General features: G+C 70.4%; 15 protein-coding genes and 1 pseudogene. 13 read left to right on the top strand and 3 right to left on the bottom strand.

Annotation, left to right across the window (positions count from 1 at the left end; genetic code table 11):
- Positions 1 to 199 precede the first annotated feature (199 nt).
- From murQ to ACE3QP_RS05020, 11 genes are read left to right on the top strand one after another with little or no spacing between them, the layout of a single operon-like run.
- A complete protein-coding gene (gene murQ, locus ACE3QP_RS05070) occupies positions 200 to 1081 on the top strand; it encodes an N-acetylmuramic acid 6-phosphate etherase (protein ID WP_374434090.1) in 882 nt (293 codons plus the stop codon).
- Positions 1081 to 2334, top strand: a complete 1254-nt coding sequence (locus ACE3QP_RS05065; protein ID WP_374434089.1) for an MFS transporter — start codon at positions 1081 to 1083, stop codon at positions 2332 to 2334. Before murQ ends, ACE3QP_RS05065 begins: the two co-directional genes overlap by 1 nt.
- Entirely contained in the window at positions 2331 to 3473 is a 1143-nt protein-coding gene (locus tag ACE3QP_RS05060) for an acyltransferase family protein (RefSeq protein WP_374434088.1), read from the top strand. Before ACE3QP_RS05065 ends, ACE3QP_RS05060 begins: the two co-directional genes overlap by 4 nt.
- A complete protein-coding gene (locus ACE3QP_RS05055; RefSeq protein ID WP_374434087.1) occupies positions 3470 to 4960 on the top strand; it encodes a glycoside hydrolase family 10 protein in 1491 nt (496 codons plus the stop codon). The genes ACE3QP_RS05060 and ACE3QP_RS05055 overlap by 4 nt, the downstream gene beginning before the upstream one ends.
- Entirely contained in the window at positions 4957 to 5874 is a 918-nt protein-coding gene (locus tag ACE3QP_RS05050; RefSeq protein WP_374434085.1) for an N-acetylglucosamine kinase, read from the top strand. The genes ACE3QP_RS05055 and ACE3QP_RS05050 overlap by 4 nt, the downstream gene beginning before the upstream one ends.
- The gene (locus tag ACE3QP_RS05045; RefSeq protein WP_374434083.1) at positions 5871 to 6719 is read left to right on the top strand and encodes an N-acetylmuramoyl-L-alanine amidase; all 849 of its coding nucleotides are present in this window, start codon (positions 5871 to 5873) and stop codon (positions 6717 to 6719) included. The genes ACE3QP_RS05050 and ACE3QP_RS05045 overlap by 4 nt, the downstream gene beginning before the upstream one ends.
- On the top strand, positions 6719 to 7726 hold the full coding sequence (locus tag ACE3QP_RS05040; RefSeq protein ID WP_374434081.1) for an ABC transporter permease subunit: 1008 nt from the start codon (positions 6719 to 6721) through the stop codon (positions 7724 to 7726). Before ACE3QP_RS05045 ends, ACE3QP_RS05040 begins: the two co-directional genes overlap by 1 nt.
- Positions 7723 to 8589: an ABC transporter permease subunit gene (locus ACE3QP_RS05035; RefSeq protein WP_374434078.1), complete on the top strand. Its 867-nt coding sequence runs from the start codon at positions 7723 to 7725 to the stop codon at positions 8587 to 8589. The genes ACE3QP_RS05040 and ACE3QP_RS05035 overlap by 4 nt, the downstream gene beginning before the upstream one ends.
- The gene (locus ACE3QP_RS05030; RefSeq protein ID WP_374434077.1) at positions 8586 to 9524 is read left to right on the top strand and encodes an ABC transporter ATP-binding protein; all 939 of its coding nucleotides are present in this window, start codon (positions 8586 to 8588) and stop codon (positions 9522 to 9524) included. The genes ACE3QP_RS05035 and ACE3QP_RS05030 overlap by 4 nt, the downstream gene beginning before the upstream one ends.
- Complete coding sequence (locus tag ACE3QP_RS05025) at positions 9521 to 10480, top strand: dipeptide ABC transporter ATP-binding protein (protein WP_374434075.1); 960 nt, start codon at positions 9521 to 9523, stop codon at positions 10478 to 10480. The genes ACE3QP_RS05030 and ACE3QP_RS05025 overlap by 4 nt, the downstream gene beginning before the upstream one ends.
- Positions 10481 to 10525: 45 nt before the next feature.
- Positions 10526 to 11620, top strand: a complete 1095-nt coding sequence (locus ACE3QP_RS05020; RefSeq protein WP_374434073.1) for a hypothetical protein — start codon at positions 10526 to 10528, stop codon at positions 11618 to 11620.
- Here ACE3QP_RS05020 and ACE3QP_RS05015 read toward each other — a convergent pair.
- From ACE3QP_RS05015 to ACE3QP_RS05005, 3 genes are all read right to left on the bottom strand, one after another.
- Positions 11617 to 12285 carry an acetyltransferase gene (locus ACE3QP_RS05015; RefSeq protein ID WP_374434071.1) on the bottom strand — a complete coding sequence of 223 codons (669 nt, stop codon included), beginning with the start codon at positions 12283 to 12285 and terminating at the stop codon, positions 11617 to 11619. The genes ACE3QP_RS05020 and ACE3QP_RS05015 overlap by 4 nt on opposite strands.
- A gap of 79 nt (positions 12286 to 12364) precedes the next feature.
- Positions 12365 to 14617: an amino acid adenylation domain-containing protein gene (locus ACE3QP_RS05010; protein WP_374434070.1), complete on the bottom strand. Its 2253-nt coding sequence runs from the start codon at positions 14615 to 14617 to the stop codon at positions 12365 to 12367.
- Between the two features lie 11 nt (positions 14618 to 14628).
- Positions 14629 to 15834 (bottom strand): cytochrome P450, encoded by a 1206-nt coding sequence (locus tag ACE3QP_RS05005; RefSeq protein ID WP_374434068.1) that lies wholly within the window; start codon positions 15832 to 15834, stop codon positions 14629 to 14631.
- On the opposite strand from ACE3QP_RS05005, the pseudogene ACE3QP_RS05000 reads away from it, so the two are divergent.
- Both ACE3QP_RS05000 and ACE3QP_RS04995 read left to right on the top strand, forming a co-directional pair.
- Positions 15833 to 17599 (top strand): annotated as a pseudogene (locus tag ACE3QP_RS05000) (tetratricopeptide repeat protein); the annotation flags it as partial. The gene ACE3QP_RS05005 and the pseudogene ACE3QP_RS05000 overlap by 2 nt on opposite strands.
- A 60-nt stretch (positions 17600 to 17659) precedes the next feature.
- Entirely contained in the window at positions 17660 to 18829 is a 1170-nt protein-coding gene (locus ACE3QP_RS04995; RefSeq protein ID WP_374434229.1) for a DegT/DnrJ/EryC1/StrS family aminotransferase, read from the top strand.
- Positions 18830 to 19122: the final 293 nt, after the last annotated feature.

The raw sequence follows: 19122 nt of genomic DNA, 5'->3' as shown, positions 1-19122 counted from the left end.
TGCGCCGCAGCGGAAGGCGCAGGGGGCGGCATCGGTTAGAGCCTGCGGCACCCGCAGCAGACGTCGCGTTCGGCACAGCAGGACCTGCCGCTCGCCTGCCGACGCGGCAATTACCCGCAGTTATGCGCCGCGGCCCAGCATTCATTGGTTCCGCCGCCCCAGCCTGCCTAGAGTGAGCGCTCGCCTCTGACCCTTGCCCATGCTCAACACCGAGACGCCGAGCCCCCGCCACCCCGATCTGGACAGCTACCCCACCGGCCAGCTGGTGCAAGCCCTCGTGGACGACCAGCTCGACGCGGTGCGTGCCGTGCAGGCCGCCGCCCCGGCGCTGGCGCGTGCGGTGGAGACTGCGCTGCCGCGCCTGCAGGCCGGCGGTCGGTTGATCTACGTGGGGGCAGGCACTTCGGGCCGCCTGGGCCTGCTGGATGGTGTGGAGCTCACGCCCACCTTTTCCTGGCCGCCCGAGCGCGCCTGCGCGCTGATCGCCGGAGGCCCCGGCGCGCTGATGAAGGCGGTGGAAGGCGCGGAGGACAACGCCAGCCAGGGCGCGGCCGATCTTCAGCAGCTGCAGCCGCGCGCCCAGGATGTCGTCATCGGCCTGGCCGCCAGCGGCGCCACGCCTTATGTGCTGGGCGCACTGCAGGCGGCGCGCGCGGCGGGTTGTCTCACCATCGGCATGGCCAACAACCCGGGCGCGCCGGTGTGCGTGCAGGCCGAGATCGGCGTGGTGCTGGACAGCGGGCCCGAGATCATTTCGGGCAGCACGCGGCTGAAGGCCGGCACGGCGCAGAAGATCGCGCTCAACACGCTTTCCAGCAGCCTGATGGTCAAGCTGCACAAGGTGCACGGCAACCTGATGGTGGACCTGCAGGCCACCAACGCCAAACTGCGCCGCCGCGCGCTGGCCCTGACGCAACGCGCCAGCGGCGCCGCGCCCGAGGCCGCCGAGTTGGCGCTGGCCCAGGCTGGCGGCTCGGTGAAGCTGGCGGTGCTGATGCTGCGCGCGGGCCTGACGGCGCCGGCCGCCCAGGCGCTGCTGGCGCAGCACGGTGGCCATCTGCGCGCCGCCCTGGAGGCTTGATGCGCTCTCCCTGGGCCTGGATCCCCAGCCTCTACCTGCTGCAGGCCCTGCCCTATGTGACGGTGATGACCCTCTCGGTCGTCATGTACAAGAACCTGGGCTTGGGCAATACCGAAATCGCGCTCTACACCAGCTGGCTCTACCTGCCCTGGGTCATCAAACCGCTGTGGAGCCCGCTGGTGGAGCTGCTGGGCACCAAGCGCCACTGGATCGTGGCCCTGCAGTTCGCGGTGGGCGCGGCCTTGGCCGGGGTGGCGCTGACGCTGCCGCTGGAGAGCTTCTTCCAAATGTCGCTGGCGGTGCTGTGGCTGATGGCCTTTGCCTCGGCCTCGCACGACATCGCCGCCGATGGCTTCTACCTGCTGGCGCTGGAAACGCATGAGCAGGCCGCCTTCGTGGGCGTGCGCTCGGCCTTCTACCGCCTGGCCAATATTGCCGGCCAGGGCGGGCTGGTCTATCTGGCCGGGTTCCTGACGGAACGCTGGGGCAGCGCCCGTTCGGCCTGGCAAGTGGTGATGGCGCTGCTCGCGGGCCTCTTTGTGCTGGTGGCGCTCTACCACCTGTGGGCCTTGCCCAAGCCGGCGGCCGACCGGCCCGCACCGCGCCAGCAGGACTTCTGGCGCGAGTCGCTGCAGGTGTTTGCCGAGTTCTTCAAGAAGCCGGCCATCCTGGTGATCGTGGCCTTTCTGCTGCTCTACCGCTTCCCCGAGGCGCAGCTGCTCAAGCTGGCCACGCCCTTCCTGCTGGACCCCGTCGCGCAAGGCGGCCTGGGGCTGAGCACGCAGCAGGTCGGCATCGCCTACGGCACCGTGGGCCTGAGTGCCTTGACGCTGGGCGGTCTGCTCGGTGGTTGGGTGATTTCGCGCGTGGGCCTGAAGGCGGCGCTGTGGCCGCTGATCCTGGCCATGCATGTGCCCAACGTCGTTTTCCTGCTGATGGCCTGGGCGCAGCCGCAAAGCCTGTGGTGGGTGAGCGGCGCGCTGGCGGTGGAGCAGTTCGGTTATGGCCTGGGCTTCACGGCCTATCTGATGGTGATGATCCTGGTGGCCGAGGGCCCGCACAAGACCGCGCACTACGCGCTCTGCACCGGCTTCATGGCGCTGGGCATGATGCTGCCCGGCATGTGGAGCGGCTGGTTACAGGACCAGATCGGCTACATGTGGTTCTTCGCCTGGGTGCTGCTGGCCACCTTGCCCTCGTTTGCGGTGACGGCGCTGATCCACGTGCCGCCGGGCTTCGGGAAGAAGGCATGACGCACGCCCCTGCCCAGCGCCTGCTGTCGTTGGATGCCTTCCGTGGCTTCACCATCGCCGCCATGCTGCTGGTGAACAACCCCGGCAGCTGGAGCCATGTGTACGCGCCGCTGCTGCACGCGCCCTGGCATGGCTGGACCTTCACCGACTGGGTGTTCCCCTTCTTCGTCTTCATCAGCGGCGTGGCCATGACGCTGAGCCTGACGCGCCGCGCCCAGGCCGGCGCCGATAAGCCCCAGCTGTTGCGCAGCACGCTGCGGCGCGGTGCCGTCATCGTGCTGATCGGCCTGCTGCTCAACGCCGTGCCGCAGTTCGATTGGGACACCCTGCGCTGGCCCGGCGTGCTGCAGCGCCTGGGGCTGTGCACCATGCTGGCCGCCCCGCTGGCCATCTACTTGGGCTGGCGCGCCCAGGCCGGCGTGGGTGTGGGCTTGCTGCTGCTCTACACCGGGCTGATGCTCTGCATCCCCGTGCCCGGGGCCGACGGCGTGGTGCGCGTAGGCTCGCTCGAAAAGGGCCAGGACCTCGCGTCCTTTGTGGACCGCCTGCTGATGGACGGCCACCTGTGGGCCCAGGCCAAGACCTGGGACCCCGAGGGCCTGCTCAGCACCCTGCCGGCGCTGGCCAGCCAGATTGCCGGCCTGCTGGTGGGTCACTGGCTGGCCACGCCGCGCAGCGCGATGGAGAAGACCGCCTGGCTCTTCGTGGCCGGGCTGGCGGCGCTGTGGGCCGCCGAAGTGCTGGCGGTCTGGACGATGCCGATCAACAAGTCGCTCTGGACCCCCGCCTATGTGGCCAGCACCGCCGGCTGGGCCTGCCTGGTGTTTGGGGTGAGCCACTGGCTGCTGGACAGCCAACCCGACGCAGGCGCCCGCAGCCGCTGGGCGCGGCGCCTGCACCCCTTGGTGGTGTGCGGCATGAACGCGCTCTTCCTCTTCGTGGCCAGCAGCCTGCTGGCCAAGCTGCTGGCCTTCTGGGCACCCGGCGGCCAGAGCCTGAAGGCACGCGCCTTCGAAGGTCTGCAGGGCCTGGGTCTGTCGGCCATCAATGCCTCGCTGGCCTTCGCGCTGCTGTTCGTGGCGGCCTTTTGGGGCCTTGCCCAGTTCATGCACCAGCGCCGCTGGTTCATCACCGTATGAAGCGCCGCCAATTGCTGCTGGCCACGCCCGCCCTGCTGGGCGGCTGCGCCGTGCTCGATCTGGGCGGCGTGCAGCCCGCCCCCGCGCTGCAGGCACCCGCCATCCCGCGCGAGTTCCGCGCCGCCTGGGTGGCCACCGTGGCGAACATCGACTGGCCCAGCCGCCCCGGCCTGCCCACGGCCGTGCAGCAGGAAGAAGCGCGCCGCGCCGTGCAGCAGGCCGCGCGCCTGGGCCTGAACGCGCTGATCCTGCAGGTGCGCACCGCCGCCGATGCGCTGTACCCAAGCGCGCTGGAACCCTGGGCCGAGTGGCTCAGCGGCCATCAGGGGGAAGACCCGGGCTGGGACCCGCTGGCCTTCTGGCTGCGCGAGGCCCATGCTGCCGGGCTGGAGCTGCATGCCTGGCTCAACCCCTACCGCGCCCAGCCCAGCGCCGCCAAGGGCCCGCGCAGTGCGACCCATGTGAGCCAGGGCCGCCCCGACTGGGTGCGCCGCTATGGCGACCAGCTCTGGCTGGACCCGGCCGAAGACGGCGCCGCCGCCCAGACCCTGGCCGTGGCGCGCGACCTGCTGGCCCGCTACGCGCTTGATGGCCTGCACATCGACGACTACTTCTACCCCTACCCGGTGAAGGACGCCGCCGGCCAGTGGGTGGATTTCCCCGACGAACCGGCCTGGTCTCGCTACCAAGCCAGCGGCGGCACCCTGAGCCGCGCCGACTGGCGCCGCGCCCAGGTGGACGCGCTGGTGCAACGCCTGCACGCCAGCGTGCACGAGCTGCGCCCCACGGCGCGCTTTGGCATCAGCCCCTTCGGCCTGATGAAGCCGGCGCTGCGCCCCGCCGGCATCCAGGGCTTCAGCCAGTACGACCAGCTGTACGCCGATGTGGAGCGCTGGTTGAGCGAAGGCTGGCTGGACTATTTGGTGCCGCAGCTTTACTGGCCGCGCGCCCAAACCGCCCAGGCCTTCGAGCCCCTGCTGCGCGGCTGGCAGCAACTCAACCCCAAGGGCCGACACCTGTGGCCCGGCCTCTTCACCAGCAAGGTGACGGAGAAAGACGACAGCTGGCCGGTGGAGGAGATCGAGGCGCAGATCGGCGTGACGCGCCAGGCCCAGGCCGGCGGTCATGTGCATTTCAGCTGGGTGGCGCTGGGCCAGAACCGCCGTGGTTTGAGCGAGCGCCTGCGCACCCAGAGCTACGCCCAGTCCGCCCTGCCCCCGGCCACGCCCTGGCTGGCGGATGCGCCACCGGGTGCGCTGCAGCTGGAGCGCGTGCGCCCCGTGGGCGGCGCGGCACAGTGGCAGCTGCGCGGGCCGGAAGAGGCCCCGCTGCGGCGCTGGCTGTGGTGGCGCGAGGCCGGAGCCTGGCGCGGCGAGCTGCGCGGGCCCGGCCCCTTCGATTGGCCGGACCGCGCCGACGCCCTGGTGGCCTGCGCCATCAGCGCCACCGGCCTCGAAGGCCCGCGCGCTTCCTGGAGCAAGGCATGAAGCTCCTCTCCATCGGCCTGGACGCCGGCGGCACGCAAACCCGCTGGGCGGCGGTGAATGCGCAGGGCAGCCTGTGCGCCGAGGGCGAGGTAGCCCCCATCAGCGGCCTGCTGCTGGCCGACCCGGCCAAGCGGCAGCAGTTGCAGCAGGCCCTGGCCGAGCTGGCCCAGGCCCTGGCGCCGCTGGGGCAGGCGGTGGCGCTGTACGGCGGCATCACCGGCGTGGCCGAGCCCGAGGGCCCGGTGGCCCAGGAGCTGAACCGCCGCCTGGCCGAGGCCCTGCGCATCGAGCCCACGCGCGTGGCCTGCCACAGCGACATGGACATCGCCTACCGCGCCGCCTTTGCGCCCGGCGCGGGCTATCTGGTCTACGCCGGCACCGGCGCCATTGCCGTGCACCTGGACGCCAGCGGCCAGCTGCACCGCGCCGGTGGCCGCGGCTACCTGCTGGGCGATGAAGGCGGTGGCTACTGGATCGCCCGCGAGGCCTTGGCGACGGTGTGGCGGCGCGAGGACGAAGCCCCCGAGAGCTGGCGCGATTCGCCCCTGGCCTGTGCGTTGTTCGAGCGCCTGGGCGGGCCGGACTGGGCGCGCAGCCGCCAGTTCATGTACGGCGGGGATCGCGGCAGCATCGGCCGCCTGGCCCTGGCCGTGGCCGAAGCCGCCGCGCAAGACCCGCAAGCCCGCGTCCTGCTGCGCCGCGCCGGCACCGAGCTGGCCCGCCTGCCGCTCGCTTTAAGCCGCCGCTTTGGCGCCAAGCCCGTGCTGGCCGCCGGCCGCGCGCTGCTGCTGCACCCGCTGGTGCTGGACGGCCTGCGCGAGGCCCTGCCCCCCCAATTGCCGCTCACCAGCGGCCAGCTGCAGCCGCACACCACCGCGGCCCAGCTGGCCCATACCTTGTTGCGAACCCGATGAAGCGACTACCTGCCCTCTTGATGGCCCTGCTGCTGACCGGCTGCGCCGGTCTGCGCATCGACGACAGCTACCGCTCGCAGAACCAGGACAGCCGCGTGCTCTTCCTGGTGATGCACTACACGGTGGGCGATTTCAATGCCTCGCTCAAGACCCTGACCGAACCGAGCGCTGCGCCCGTCAGCAGCCATTACCTGGTGAGCGAAGAGCCCGTGCGCATCTACCGCCTGGTGGACGAAAGCCGCCGCGCCTGGCATGCCGGCCCCAGCTACTGGAAGGGCCATGCGGGCCTGAATGCGAGCTCGATCGGCATCGAGATCGTCAACCGCGGCGGCACGCGCCGCACGGACGGCAGCTGGGACTTCAGACCCTTCCCGCCCGAGCAGATCGAGGCCGTGGTGGCGCTGACCAAGGACATCGTGGCGCGCCACAAGATCCGCCCCGAGCGGATCGTTAGCCATGGCGAGATCCAGCCGCGCAGCAAGCAGGACCCGGGGCCCCTCTTCCCCTGGAAGCGCCTGGCCGAAGAAGGCCTGATCCCCTGGCCCGATGAGGCCCTGGTGGCGCAGCTGAAAGCCCAGTACGAACAACAGCTGCCCGATCTGGCCTGGTTCCAGGCCCGCTTGGGCGAACACGGCTTTGCACCCGCCCACAGCGCCGACCTGGAAGAGACCCTCGACGCCTACACACGCGACCAGCTGATCGCCTTCCAGATGCGCTACCGCCCGGCCCGCTACGACGGGGTGCCCGACGCCGAGACCGCCGCCCTGCTGGATGCCTGCACGCGGCCCGGCGGCCTGAAGCTGCTCAAGCCTGCCGAGCGCGTGCCCTACACCAGCCGCTTCTGATGAAAGCCTTTCTGCACAAGCTGGCCTTGCTGCTGCCCACGCTGCTGGGCATCACGGCGGTGGCCTTCGGCCTGATCCGCCTGGTGCCCGGCGACCCGATCGAGATCATGGTGGGCGAGCGCCAGCTCGACCCTGCCACCCACGCCGCGCTGATGAAGCAGCTCGGCCTGGACCAGCCGCTTTGGAACCAGTACCTCCACTACCTGGGCCAGCTGCTGCAGGGCGATCTGGGCCAGAGCCTGGTGAGCCGCACGCCGGTCAGCCAGGAGTTCGCGGCCCTCTTCCCGGCCACGCTGGAGCTGGCCCTGTGCGCGCTGCTGCTGGCGGTGGTAGGCGGCCTGCTGCTGGGCATGGCCGCGGCGCTGAAGCGCGGCTCCTGGCTGGACCAGGGCGTGATGGGCCTGGCCACGGTGGGCTACTCGATGCCGGTGTTCTGGTGGGGCCTGATCCTGATCATGTTCTTCTCGGTGGACCTGGGCCTCACACCAGTGTCCGGCCGCATCGCGGTGGAGTTCGAGGTCGAGCGCGTGACCGGTTTCATGCTGATCGACAGCCTGCTGAGCGGTGAGGCCGGCGCGTTCCGGAGTGCGCTGCGGCACCTGCTGCTGCCCGCCATCGTGCTGGGCACGGCCAGCCTGGCGGTGGTGGCGCGCATGACGCGCTCCAGCATGCTGGAGGTGCTGCGCGAGGACTACATCCGCACCGCCCGCGCCAAGGGGCTTTCGCCCGCGCGGGTGCTGGCCGTGCACGCGCTGCGCAATGCGCTCATTCCGGTGCTGACCGTGGTGGGCCTGCAGACCGGCAGCCTGCTGGCCGGCGCGGTGCTCACCGAGACCATCTTTTCCTGGCCCGGCATCGGCAAATGGCTGATCGACGCCATTGCCCGGCGCGACTACCCGGTGGTGCAGGCCGGCATCCTCGTCACCGCCCTGACCTTCATCGCCGTGAACCTGCTGGTGGACATCCTCAACAGCTGGGCCAATCCGCGTCTGCGGGGGGCCGCATGAAATCGCCGCTGCGAGAGTTCTGGGACGGCTTCGCCGCCAACCGCGGGGCGCTGGTGGCGCTGATCGTGTTCTGCACCCTGGTGCTGGCCGCGCTGGCCGCACCCTGGCTGGCACCGCACGATCCCATCGAGCAGTACCGCGCCCACATGCTGACGCCGCCGGTGTGGATGGACGGCGGCAGCGCGCGCTTCCTGCTGGGCACGGACGAGCTAGGGCGCGACATCCTCTCGCGCCTGCTGCATGGCGGGCGCGCGTCGCTGGGCTTGGCCGCGGCAGCGGTGCTGCTGTCGCTGATTCCCGGCGTGCTGCTGGGCCTGCTGGCGGCTTTCTATGGCCGCTCTGCAGGCCCGCTGATCATGCGCACCATGGACATCCTGCTGGCCCTGCCGGGCTTGCTGCTGGCCATCTGCGTCATCACCATCCTGGGGCCGGGCCTGGCCAACACCGCGCTGGCCATCGCCATCGGCGCCTTGCCCGGCTTCGTGCGCCTGACCCGCGCCAGCGCGCTGGCCGAGCTGCCCAAGGACTACGTGACTGCCAGCCGCGTGGCCGGCGCCGGCACGCTGCGGCAGATGTTCGTCAACGTGCTGCCCAACTGCATGGCGCCGCTGATCGTCAACGCGTCCCTCGGCTTTTCCACCGCGCTGCTGGCCGCCGCGGGCCTGGGCTTCCTGGGCCTGGGCGTGCAGGCCCCCACGCCCGAGTGGGGCAGCATGCTCAGCAGCGCGCGCGACTACATCCAACGCGCCGGCTGGGTCGTCACGCTGCCGGGGCTGACCATCCTGGTGGCCGTGCTAGCCGTGAACCTGATGGGCGACGGGCTGCGCGATGCGCTCGACCCCAAACTGAAGAAGCTGCAATGAGCGCGCCGCTGCTGGAAATCGACCGCCTCTCGGTGCGCTTCGGCGCCTTCCAGGCCGTGGATGGCGTCTCTTTGAGCGTGCAGCCCGGCGAGGTGCTGGGCCTGGTGGGCGAATCGGGCTCGGGCAAGTCCGTCAGCATGATGGCGCTGATGGGCCTGATCCCCGCGCCCGGCGAAGTGAGCGCGCAAACGCTGCGCTTCGCCGGCCAGGACCTGCTGACGCTGGATGAGGGCGCCCGCCGCCGCCTGGTGGGCCGCGAGGTGGCCATGGTGTTCCAGGACGCCCTCTCGGCCCTGAACCCCGCCTACCGCGTGGGCTTCCAGATCGAAGAGGTGCTGCGCGTACACCTGGGCCTGCGCGGCGGCCCGGCGCGCGCGCGGGCGCTGGAGCTGTTGCAGCAGGTCGAGATTCCCGATGCCAAGAACCGCCTGAACGCCTACCCGCATGAGCTGAGCGGCGGCATGAACCAGCGCGTGATGATCGCGATGGCGATTGCCTGCAACCCCAAGCTGCTGATTGCCGACGAGCCCACCACCGCGCTGGACGTGACGATCCAGGCGCAGATCCTCGACCTGCTGGCCCGCCTGCAGCGTGAGCAAGGCATGGCGCTGGTGATGATCACGCACGACCTGGCAGTCGTTGCAGAGCTCGCGCAGCGCGCCGCCGTGATGTACGCCGGCCAGTTGGTCGAAACCGCCCCCCTGCCCGACCTGTTCGAGCGCCCCCGCCACCCCTACACCCAGGCCCTGCTGGCCGCACTGCCCGAGCACAACCAGGGTGCGCGCCGCCTGGCGGCCCTGCCCGGCATCGTGCCCGGCGCCCACGACCGCCCGGCCGGCTGCCTGCTGGCCCCCCGCTGCCCGAAGGCCCAGGCGCGCTGCCACTCCGAGCAGCCAGCGCTGGAACAGGGCGTGCGCTGCTTCTTTCCGACATGACCTCTGCACTCGTCGAAGCCCAGGACCTGGCGCGCCATTACGACATCAAACGCGGCTGGTTCGCGCCCAAAGCCAAGGTGCAGGCGCTGGCCGGCGTCAGCTTTGCCCTGAAGCCGGGCCAGACCCTGGCGGTGGTGGGCGAATCCGGCTGCGGCAAGAGCACGCTGGCGCGCCAACTCACGCTGATCGAATCGCCCAGCGCCGGCCGCCTGTCACTCGAAGGCCAAGACCTGGCCGCGATGGACACCGCCCAGCGCCAAGCCCTGCGCCCGCGCGTGCAGATGGTGTTCCAGAACCCCTATGCCAGCCTGAACCCGCGCCACAGCATCGGCCGCAGCCTGGCCGAGCCCCTGCTGCTGCACACCCAGCTCAGCAAACCCGAGCGCCAGGAGCGCGTGGCCCAGAGCCTGGCCGCCGTGGGCTTGCGCCCCGAGCACGCCGCGCGCTACCCGCATATGTTCAGCGGCGGCCAGCGCCAACGCGTGGCCATCGCCCGCGCCATGATGCTCAAGCCCGCGTTGGTGGTGGCGGATGAGCCCGTCTCGGCCCTCGATGTCTCGATCCAGGCGCAGATCCTCAACCTCTTCATGGACCTGCAAGAGCAGACCGGCACGGCCTATGTGTTCATCTCACACAACCTGGCGGTGGTGGAGCACATGGCCGACGAGGTGATGGTGATGTACCTGGGCCGCACGGTGGAGATCGGCCCCAAGGCCCAGGTCTTCGCGCACCCCCTGCACCCCTACACCCAGGCCCTGATGAGCGCCACGCCCTCGCTCAAGCCCAAGGAACGCGCCCAGCGCATCCGCCTGCACGGCGAACTGCCCAGCCCCCTGAACCCACCCAGCGGCTGCGCCTTCCACCCGCGCTGCCCGCTGGCGCAGGCGCGTTGTGGGCAGGAGCGGCCGGAGTTGCGGGAGGTGGGGGGGCGCCGGGTGGCGTGTCATTTGGTCTGAGCGTCTTTGCCGCGCAGAGAATCGCGACCCGCTCAAGACCATGCCATGCCCAATCTCCTCATCACCAGCGTCGGTTCCGGCGTGGGCCACAACTTGCTGGATTGCCTGGAAGGGCGACGCCAAGGCCTGCGGGTGATTGGCAGCAACTCCGAAGCCGGTGCAGCTGCCAACTTCCGCTGTGATCGCGTCTACCTCGCACCGCCTGCGGCCGATGCGGCGGCCTGGGACGCCTTCCACACCGAGCTCCTGATGCGCGAGGCCATCGACCTGGCGATCCCGGCGCGCGACGACGATGTGCTGGCCCTGGCGCGCTGGCGCGCTCGTGACCCTCAATACGCGCCGCGCTTGCTGGTGGGTGCGCTGGACGCTGCCCAGGCGCTGCATGACAAGGCGCAGTACGCGGCCTTCGCGGCCGCACAGGGCCTGCCCTTTGCCGCCACCGTGGTCTGCGGCCAGGATTCGCAGCCCGACACGGCTCTCGCGCTGTGGCAGGTCCATCGCACCTTGATTGCCAAGCCTGCGGCCGGCAATGGCTCTCGGGGCGTGCGCATCGTCCACACCGAGGTCCAAGTCCTGGCCGCGGCGAGGACGGCGGGCTATGTGCTCCAGCCCTACTTCGACCCTCACCCTGAATGGCAGGTGCAAGCCCTGGCCGCACCGCTGGGCTTGCCGCTCTGGTCAGAAGTCCCCGAGACCTCGCTCTTCGGTTTTCATGCCCTGATCGACCCCCAGGGGCAGATCGAGGGCTCACTCGGCTACCGCGCGGTGCAGAGCTCGGGCCGGCCCACCTGGCTGGAGCCATGCGCCGAAGCGCCATGGGCGGACCTGGCCCTGACTCATGTTCGGGCCCTGGCGCAGGCGGGCTGGCGCGGCCCCTGCAATGTGCAGGGCAAGCGCGATCCCGAGTGGGGCTGGCAGGTCATCGAGGTCAACGGACGCTTCACCGGCGCCTCGCTCGCACGCCGGCTTTTGGGTCTGGATGAGCTCGGCCTGTGCCTGCGCCAATGGCTGGGCGACACCGCCATCACGGTGGACCCGCCCCGCCCCGCCGCCAGCCATGTCGACGGCAGCTACCGCGTGGAGCACCATGATCTGGCCATGCTGAAGCAAGCCGGAGCGTGGCCTCCGCGCAATCTCTAAAGCGGCAGCTTGTCGCTGCTGACCGGCAGCAGCACCGGTTGCGGCGCTGCATAGACGGCGCGCGCCTGGGCATGCCCGCTGAGCACCACCCCCGCCCCGAGCACGGCCTCGGCGCCGACCCGCACGCGGTCCCGCACCACCGTGCCCACGCCCAGCAAAGCCGCACGGCCGATGGTCACGCTACCCGCCAGTGCCACGCTGGCCGCGAGGTAGCAGTGGTCCTCCAGCACCACGTGGTGGCCCACCACGCTGCCGCTGCCCACATGCACGTTGTCACCCAGGCGCGTGTAGGGCTGGATCACGCAGCCGTCGCCGACGGTGCAGTTCTCGCCCATCACCACGCCGGGCCAGACGCTGGCGCGCGGGCTGATCAGATTGACAAAGCGGTAGCCCAGCGCGCGCGCCTGGTCGAAGCGTTCGGCCCGGATGCGGTTCACCGCGGTGGGGCCGATGGCCACCACCGCCAGGTGGGTATCGGGTGGAAAATGGCTCGCGATGTCTTCAAAGGCATGCACCGGCAGGCCCAGCAGTTCAGGGCCGCGAATGTAGGCGCGATCGACCGCAAAGCCGGCAACCTGCAGCGCGGTGTCACGCCGCAGCCGCGCCAGGGCCAGTTCGGCCACCTGACCATTCCCCACGATGACGACGCGCTGCAGCTCGGTCACTGGACTACCCTCCGGTCACTGCGTGACCACCTCCCCGAGGGAGGAACGCGCGCCCTTCGGAGCGGCCGTGCGGGAGCGCTCATGGCCTCACCGACTGCAGGCGCAGCCAGTCCTCCAGCAGGGCATGCATCTCGGCCCGCATCACCCCGCCCTGCACTGGCACGGGCTTGCCCAGCATCTGCAGCAGGGTGCGGCAGGGCACGGTGGGTTCGGCCAGGCCGAAGCGGGGTTCGTCCTGCATGTCGATGGCATACACGATGCGCTGCAGGCCGGCCCAGACGCTGGCGCTCAGACACATGCTGCAGGGCTCGGCGGTGGAGTACAGCACGCAATCCTTGAGCTCGGAGGCGCCCAGGTTGCGGCAGGCGGCGCGAATGGCCTCGACCTCGGCATGGGCGGTCGCATCCTGGTTCTGCCAGATGGCGTTGTGGGCCACGGCCAGCACGGCGCCGTCGGGGCCCACGATGCAGGCCGCATAGGGCGGCTGGCCCACCAGCATCGCTTCGCGTGCCTTGGCAATGGCCTGACGCATGTAGACCCCATCCATGCCGGCCTCCGCGGCTTGGGCCTCCGGGTCCTGGCCCAGACTCTGGCGCCGCTCCAGCAAGGCGCAGAGCGCCGCCAGGGTCGGGGCCTCGAACAGATCGGTCATCGTGACCTGCAGGCCGAGCTCCTGCTCCAAGGCCAGCGTCAGTTCCAAGGCGAGCAGCGAATAGCCACCCAGGTCGAAGAAGTCGTCATCGGGCGTCACTTCGGCGCGCTGCAGCACGCGGCACCAGAGCGCTGCCACCGCCTGCTGCAGACCGGCACCCGGCTGCACATGCGCGGGCGGCGGGTCGGCTGGCGCGCCGGCCTGGGCACGCAGGGCCGCCCAGTCCAGCTTGCCGTTGGGCGTCATCGGCAGGTGGTCGATGGCCACCCAGCGTTCGGGCACGGCGTAATGCGGCAGGCGTTCGGCCACAAAGGCCGCCAGCCCGGCGGGCAGCGCCCCGCCCTCGATCGGCTGCACATAGGCGACGAGGCAGCGACCGCCAGTGCCCTGGGGCTCGGCGTCCACCACGGCGTCGCGCAGCGCGGGGTGGCTGGCCAGTGCGGCCTCGACCGCACCCAGCTCGACCCGGTAGCCCCGCAGCTTGACCTGGCGATCGGCCCGCCCCTCAAAGCGCAGGGCGCCGTCCGGCCCCTGCCGTGCCAGATCCCCCGTGCGGTACTCGCGCTGGCCGTCGTGCCAGCCAAAGCGCTGCGCCTCCAACTCGGGCCGGCGCCAGTAGCCCAGCGCCACGCTGGGCCCACCCACCACCAGTTCACCCAGTTCACCCGGCGCCACGTCGGCCCCTTGCTCGTCCACCAGGCGCAGGCGCACATCCGGCAAGGCCTGGCCGATGCAGGCGCCCCGGCCCGGCGCAAGGTCCGCGTCCGTCACCCGGTGGAAGGCCACCTCGCCGCTGGTCTCCGTCAGCGCGTACAGGTTGGCCAAGCGGGGCCGTTCCGCGCCGAAGTGGGCGAGCCAGGGGGCGAGGGTGTGCGGCTCCAGGGCCTCGCCGCTGAAGGCCACCCAGCGCAGATCGGGCAGGGCCGGCGTCTGCGGCCCCAGGCCGCGCGCCAGCTGCCGGAAGGCGGTGGGCGTCTGGCTCAACACGGTCACCCGTTCGGCCGCCAGCAGGTCCAGCAGCCGCTGCGGCGACTGGCTGAGCGCCGGCGGCACCAGCACCAGGCAGCCGCCATGCGCCCAGGCGCCCCAGACTTCCCAGACGGAAAAGCCGAAGGACAGCGAATGGCAAAGCGTCCAACGATCCTGCGCACCGAAGGGCATGTGGCCGGCCAGCGACGGGAACAGGCGGGCGACGTTGGCATGCGACACCCGCACCCCCTTGGGCTGGCCGGTGGAGCCCGAGGTGTAGATCAGGTACATCAGATCCTCAGCGGCCAGCGCACGGTCGGGCACCCAGGCCGCCGGCCCTTGCGCAAGCCACCAGGCATCGTCCAACGTGGCGCTGTGGGGGCTGCGCAGCGCCCCCAGCACGGCAGCCGGCTCGCAGTCCGCCACGATCTGCGCCTGCCATTCCGCCGGGTGCGCCGGATCGACCGGCACGTAAGCCGCGCCGCTCTTCAGAATGCCCAGCAGAGCCGCCAGAGCCTGTGCCGAACGCTCGTAGGCGAGCACCACTCGATCGCCGGCGCCGATGCCGCGCGCCGCCAGCGCCGCGGCCAGGTGATCCGCCCGGCGGTTCAGCTCGGCATAGCTCCAGCACTCGCCCTGGTCGACCAGGGCAGGCGCCTGCGGGCATTGCGCCGCATGGCGCTCGAACAGCTGGGGCAGCAGCGGGTGCATGGCGTGGCGTATCAGAAGGGACGGAAGCGCACGGGCAGACGCTGCAGGCCGCGCAGAAAGAAGTCGGCGCGCCAGGGCGGATCGGCTTCGGCCAAGGCCAGGCCCTGCAGGCGCTCTAGCAGGCGCGTCAGCGCCACCTGCGCTTCCACCCGCGCAATGCCGGCCCCCAGGCAGCTGTGCCGCCCATGGCCGAAACCCAGGTGATCGGCGTCGGCGCGACGGATGTCGAAGCGATCGGGCTCCGCCCAGCGCGCCGGGTCCCGGTTGGCCGAGCCGAGCAACAGGTAGACGGGCACGCCCTTCGGAATCACCCGGCCATGCAACTCGATCGGTTCGAGCAGGGTTCGACCGACCACCTGGGCCGGGCTGTCGTAGCGAATGAACTCCTCGAAAGCCGGACGCACCAGGCTGGGGTCGGCGCGCAGCTGCTGCAGCTGCCCGGCGTCGTTCAGCAGCGCGTGCAGGCCATTGCACAGCGCGTGGGCAAAGGACTCCTCGCCGTTGGCGAACAGCAGGATGCAGGAGGTGATCAGTTCGTCGTCGCTGAGTGCGTCGGCCTCGTCGCGCAGCTGGATCAGCTGGCTGATGACATCGCGCTGCGGCTCACGGCGGCGCAGCTGCACCAGCGGGCCGAGGTAGTCCCGGAACTCCTGCACGGCGCCGTTGAGCTCGCGGTAGGCGCTCCCGTCGGTGATGGGGGAAAACACTTGAAACACGCTGCCGGCCCAGCGCTTGAGCAAGTGCCGGTCCTGCGGCGGAATGCCCAGCAGCTCGGAAATCACCTGCACAGGCAGCGGGATCGCGAAGTCGTGCAGCAGGTCCATTTCGCCACGCGCCGCATGCGGCGCCAGCAGCTCGTCCACGCAGTGCAGGATGCGCTCGCGCAGATTGCTGGCCAGGTTGTCCGTGATCACCCGGGCCAGCAGGCGGCGCAGGCGGGTGTGTTCCGGTGCGTCCTGGAACATCACCATGTCGCGCACCATGCGCGAAGCCGGCAGGTCCTGAAGCTCCTGGCGCGCATGCACCGAAAAGCGCGAGGGCCGCGAACTGAAGCGGGGGTCGCGCAGGGCGGTGCGCACATCGGCATCGCGGGACAGCACCCACATGCCGAACGGGCTACGGTGCACCGGGTCTTCCTCGCGCAGCCGGGCGTACAGCGCATAGGGTTGCAGCTGCGCTTGGACGTCGCGGGGGTCAAACAGGGGCGCGCGGGACATGTGCGGTGCTCGTGCGGCGTCTGCCAGTGCGATCTTCTCGCAGGGCCGGGGCCGTCGACCTGGGGGGCGCGGACTCTACCATCGGGGGCATCCCCCAAGTTGCACGCTCCTGGGCATGAGAGCATCGCGCCCCCACGCGCAGCCGTCGCCTGCGCGCGCTCCAGTCCCTGCTTGTACGCTTCTCTTGGCCATGCCCGACACCGATTCCAGCCCACCCGGCCCCACCCTGCGCCGGCTGCGGGACCATTTGCTGCATGGCCAGGACCGTCAGGCTCTGTTGCTGGGTCAAGCACTGACGGCTGAGCACCCGGAGATGGGTGAGGCTTGGAACCTGCTTGGCGTGGCGGCCCAACGTGAGGGCCAGCCGAACCTGGCGCTGACGGCAAAGCGCAAGGCCGCGCAGCTGCTGCCACATCGGCCCGATGTGCACATCAATCTGGCCAACACCCTGCGGCAACAAGGAGAGCTGGAGGAAGCATACGCCTGCCTCCAGCTCGCCTTGCGCCTGAAACCGGACGACGCGGCGGCACACAACCTGCTCGGCTTGGTGCAGCAACGCCAGGGCCACATTGAATTGGCGCGACAGAGCTTCGAGGCCGCGCTCAGATGCGACCCGAATTTCGTGCAGGCGCACAGCAATCTGCTCTTCATGCTCACCCACGAAGGCGGTTTGAGCCCAGCCGAGTTGCGCGACGCGCACCTGAGATTCGGTGCCATGCATGGCTCGCCCCTGCGCAGTCGGTGGCCTCAGCATGCCAATCTGCGCGACCCCGGCAAGCGTCTGCGAGTCGGTTTTGTATCGGCTGATCTGCGCAATCACGCGGTGGCCCGCTTCATCGCACCCATTTGGCGCGCCTTCGATCGCACGGAACTGGAATTGGTGGCCTACCAGGCCCATTGGCGCCGTGACGCCTATACGGACGAGTTGCAGGCCCTGTGCGATCAATGGGTGCAAGTGGCCGCATTGAGTGATGCCGAGCTGGCGGCCCGCATCCAGGCCGATGGCATTGACATCCTGATCGACTTGTCCGGCCACACCGCCCACAACCGCCTGATGTGCTTTGCCCGCAAACCCGCGCCGGTCCAGATCACCGCCATCGGCTACCCGCACAGCACGGGCCTGGAAGCCGTGGACTACCGCATCACCGACACCTTCCGCACCCCGCCCCAGCTGGCCTCTCAATGCGTGGAGCATCTCGTCTGGATCCCCAGCTCCAGCACCTTCGAGCATGGGGAAGCACCGGATGTGGCGCCGCTGCCGGTTTCGCTCGGTCATCCGTTCACCTTCGGCAGCTTCCAGCGACCCAACAAGATCAGCCCGGCCAGCCTCGATTTGTGGGCCGCCGTGCTGCACGCCGTACCCCAGAGCCGCATGCTCTTGGGTGCCATCGATGGCACCGAGGCCCGCCAGCGGCTCCAGCGGGCGCTGGAAGTGCGGGGCATCGCGCGTCAACGCCTGGCTTTTCATGGCGTACAGCCCCTGCAGCAGTACCTGGCCTTGCACGCACAAATCGACCTACTGCTTGACACCGTGCCCTACCCGGCCGGCACCACTGCGCACCATGGGCTGTGGATGGGCGTACCCACCCTGACTCGCACGGGCGATTCCTTCGTCTCCTGGCAGTGCGCCGGCATCCTGGGCCGTCTGGGCCTGCAGGCCTTCATTGCGCATGACGACGCCACCTTTGTTGCCATGGCGAAGACCTGGAGTCAGCAACTGCGATCGCTCGGGCAGCTGCGTGCCAGCTTGCGCGCCCGCATCGGCACCCACCCCCTGGTGCAGCCCACCACCGTCGCCGCCGGCATCCAGGCCGCCCTGCGCGAAATGTGGCGGCGCTGGTGCGCCGGCCGGCCGAATCCTTCGAGGTGCGCTTTGAGCACTGAGCCCAAGCTCACCGTCACGCGCCCCGATCTGCCGCCGCTGGCGGACCTGATGCCGGCGCTGGAGGCGCTGTGGGAAAGCCGCCAGCTGACCAACAACGGCCCCTTCCACCAGCAGCTCGAGCGGGCCCTGTGCGAGTTCCTGGACGTGCCGGAGCTGGCCCTGTTCTGCAACGGCACCATCGCCCTGCTGGCCGCTCTGCGCGCGCTCGATCTGGAAGAGGGCGAGGTCATCACCACGCCTTTCTCCTTCGTGGCCACCACGCACGCGCTGCGCTGGGCCGGGCTGAGGCCGGTGTTCGCGGACATCGACCCCGTCACCCTGAACCTGGACCCGGAGCGCGTCGCCGCCCTCATCACCCCGCGCACGCGCGCCCTGCTGCCGGTGCATGTGTACGGCCGGCCCTGCGACACCGCCGCGCTGGACGCCCTGGCGGCGCGCCATGGCCTGAAGGTGCTATACGACGCCGCCCACGCCTTTGGCGTGCGCGCGCCGGGGCTGCTGCGCGCCGGGGAGCTGTCGGTCCTCTCGCTGCACGCCACCAAGGTCTTCCACACCTTCGAGGGGGGCGCGGTGATCTGCCGCGACGCCGCAATGAAGCGGCGCCTGCAGCAGATCCGCAACTTCGGCTTCGTGGACGAGCTGACGGTGGACAGCGTGGGCATCAATGGCAAGCTCAACGAGCTGCAGGCCGCCATCGGGCTGCTGCAGCTGCCGCGCTACGAAGCCAACAACCAGCAGCGCGCCGCCGTGGACGCCGCCTACCGCGCCGGCCTGGCGGGCCTGCCCGGTCTGACCCTGCCGCCCAGCACCGACCCGCTCAGCCACAACCACAGCTACTTCCCGGTGCGCGTGCAGGCTGGTTTCGTCTGCAGCCGCGACACCCTGTACGAGCGCCTCAAGCAGCAGGGCATCCTGACGCGGCGCTACTTCCACCCCTTGATCAGCCGCTTCCCGATGTATGCCGAGCTGCCCAGCGCCCAGCCGGACCATCTGCCGGTGGCCACGCAGGCGGCGCAGGAGGTGCTGTGCCTGCCGCTGTACGCCGGCATGGGCGTGGCCGACACGGCACGCGTGATCGACGCGATCCGCGCGCTGGCCCGCACCGGCTGAGCAATTGCGCCGGAAAAGCGACAAAGCGGCCTTGCCGTTTTGGCAATCTGACCTGTCCGCCGCGGCGGCCTGCCGTTACATCCAGCGGCAGGCCCTCCAGGGCCGGTGCGCGCAACTGCAACCGCGCTACGGGCAAGTCCTGATGGGGCCACGAGTTCCCATGCCCTGCGGTGATGACGCCCGCGGCGCCGCCCCCTGTTCGCACCGCCCGCCCCCTCCTAACCTGCGCCCCCGCTGACAGGCAGCGTCTCTTCAGGCGGGCCGTTCAGCGGCCCCTCACACCAAGGAGACGC

This window comes from Inhella sp. (assembly GCF_041912635.1).
Taxonomy (GTDB): Bacteria; Pseudomonadota; Gammaproteobacteria; order Burkholderiales; family Burkholderiaceae_C; genus Inhella.
This window is presented reverse-complemented; position numbering and strand designations above follow the sequence as displayed.

Bases quoted from the DNA above. Each gene is read 5' to 3' on its own strand.
- ACE3QP_RS05005 (WP_374434068.1), bottom strand. From the start codon at position 15,834: ATGTCCCGCGCGCCCCTGTTTGACCCCCGCGACGTCCAAGCGCAGCTG.
- ACE3QP_RS04995 (WP_374434229.1), top strand. From the start codon at position 17,660: ATGTGGCGGCGCTGGTGCGCCGGCCGGCCGAATCCTTCGAGGTGCGCT.
- ACE3QP_RS05055 (WP_374434087.1), top strand. From the start codon at position 3,470: ATGAAGCGCCGCCAATTGCTGCTGGCCACGCCCGCCCTGCTGGGCGGC.
- ACE3QP_RS05010 (WP_374434070.1), bottom strand. From the start codon at position 14,617: ATGCACCCGCTGCTGCCCCAGCTGTTCGAGCGCCATGCGGCGCAATGC.
- ACE3QP_RS05045 (WP_374434083.1), top strand. From the start codon at position 5,871: ATGAAGCGACTACCTGCCCTCTTGATGGCCCTGCTGCTGACCGGCTGC.
- ACE3QP_RS05035 (WP_374434078.1), top strand. From the start codon at position 7,723: ATGAAATCGCCGCTGCGAGAGTTCTGGGACGGCTTCGCCGCCAACCGC.
- ACE3QP_RS05040 (WP_374434081.1), top strand. From the start codon at position 6,719: ATGAAAGCCTTTCTGCACAAGCTGGCCTTGCTGCTGCCCACGCTGCTG.
- ACE3QP_RS05025 (WP_374434075.1), top strand. From the start codon at position 9,521: ATGACCTCTGCACTCGTCGAAGCCCAGGACCTGGCGCGCCATTACGAC.
- ACE3QP_RS05050 (WP_374434085.1), top strand. From the start codon at position 4,957: ATGAAGCTCCTCTCCATCGGCCTGGACGCCGGCGGCACGCAAACCCGC.
- murQ (WP_374434090.1), top strand. From the start codon at position 200: ATGCTCAACACCGAGACGCCGAGCCCCCGCCACCCCGATCTGGACAGC.
- ACE3QP_RS05020 (WP_374434073.1), top strand. From the start codon at position 10,526: ATGCCCAATCTCCTCATCACCAGCGTCGGTTCCGGCGTGGGCCACAAC.
- ACE3QP_RS05030 (WP_374434077.1), top strand. From the start codon at position 8,586: ATGAGCGCGCCGCTGCTGGAAATCGACCGCCTCTCGGTGCGCTTCGGC.
- ACE3QP_RS05065 (WP_374434089.1), top strand. From the start codon at position 1,081: ATGCGCTCTCCCTGGGCCTGGATCCCCAGCCTCTACCTGCTGCAGGCC.
- ACE3QP_RS05060 (WP_374434088.1), top strand. From the start codon at position 2,331: ATGACGCACGCCCCTGCCCAGCGCCTGCTGTCGTTGGATGCCTTCCGT.